The organism is Actinomadura sp. NPDC049753 (assembly GCF_040674655.1).
Classification (GTDB): Bacteria; Actinomycetota; Actinomycetes; order Streptosporangiales; family Streptosporangiaceae; genus Spirillospora; species Spirillospora verrucosospora.
On sequence record NZ_JBFARL010000461.1, the window covers coordinates 1 to 1,370 of the forward strand.

Annotated in this window: 1 protein-coding gene and 1 pseudogene; both read left to right on the forward strand. The window is 70.5% G+C overall.

Annotated elements, in window-relative coordinates:
- Window positions 1–1,229: aldehyde dehydrogenase family protein (locus tag AB0K37_RS42210; RefSeq protein ID WP_363991877.1), on the forward strand; the 1,229-nt coding region annotated here is incomplete at its 5' end.
- Window positions 1,222–1,370: pseudogene (locus tag AB0K37_RS42215) on the forward strand (aldehyde dehydrogenase); the annotation flags it as partial. The gene AB0K37_RS42210 and the pseudogene AB0K37_RS42215, both read left to right, overlap by 8 nt.

Here is a 1,370-nt window from a genome sequence, read left to right on the forward strand (position 1 = left end):
CCGCCTATGACAAGGTGTGGGGTCCGATGCCGGGTGCGGAGCGGGCCAAGTACCTGTACCGGATCGCGCGGATCGTGCAGGAGCGGTCGCGGGAGCTGGCCGTGCTGGAGTCGATCGACAACGGCAAGCCGATCCGCGAGTCGCGGGACGTGGACGTGCCGCTGGCGGCGGCGTGGTTCTTCTACTACGCCGGGTGGGCCGACAAGCTGCGCCACGCCGGGTTCGGGCCCGACCCCCAGCCGGTGGGGGTGGCGGGGCAGGTCATCCCGTGGAACTTCCCGCTGCTGATGCTGGCCTGGAAGATCGCCCCGGCGCTGGCGTGCGGCAACACCGTGGTGCTCAAGCCGGCGGAGACCACGCCGCTGACGGCGCTGCTGTTCGCCGACATCTGCCGGCAGGCCGAGCTGCCGCCCGGCGTGGTCAACATCGTCACCGGCGCGGGCGAGACCGGCGCGGCCCTGGTCGCGCACCCGGGAATCGACAAGGTCGCCTTCACCGGCTCCACCGACGTCGGCCGGCAGATCGCCCGCACCCTGGCCGGCACCGGCAAGAAACTGACGCTGGAGCTGGGCGGCAAGGCCGCCAACATCGTCTACCAAGATGCCGCCCTGGACCAGGCCGTCGAGGGCATCGTCAACGGGATCTTCTTCAACCAGGGCCACGTGTGCTGCGCCGGATCGCGGCTGCTGGTCCAGGAATCGGTCGCCCAACAGGTCCTGGAGCGGCTGAAGGCGCGGATGGCGACGCTGCGGGTCGGTGACCCCCTCGACAAGAACACCGACATCGGCGCGATCAACTCCGCCGCCCAGCTCGCCAGAATCCGCGAACTGTCCGACGCCGGGGAGGCCGAGGGCGCCGAGCGCTGGTCGCCGCCGTGCGAGCTGCCGGCCCAGGGGTTCTGGTTCGCGCCGACCCTGTTCACCGGGGTGGCGCAGTCGCACCGGATCGCCCGCGAGGAGATCTTCGGGCCCGTGCTGTCGGTGCTGACGTTCCGCACGCCCGACGAGGCCGTGACCAAGGCCAACAACACCCCCTACGGGCTGTCGGCGGGCATCTGGACCGAGAAGGGGTCGCAGATCCTGTGGACGGCGCAGCGGCTGCGGGCCGGGGTGGTGTGGGCCAACACGTTCAACAAGTTCGACCCGGCCTCCCCGTTCGGCGGCTACAAGGAATCGGGGTTCGGCCGCGAGGGCGGACGCCACGGACTGGAGGCCTACCTCAATGCCTGACCGTCTCTCCGTGCGCAAAACCTACAAGCTCTACATCGGGGGCGCCTTCCCCCGCTCCGAATCCGGCAGGTCCTACCCCGTGACCGACACCAAAGGCCGCCTGCTCGCCAACGCCTCCCAAGCCTCCCGCAAGGACGCCCG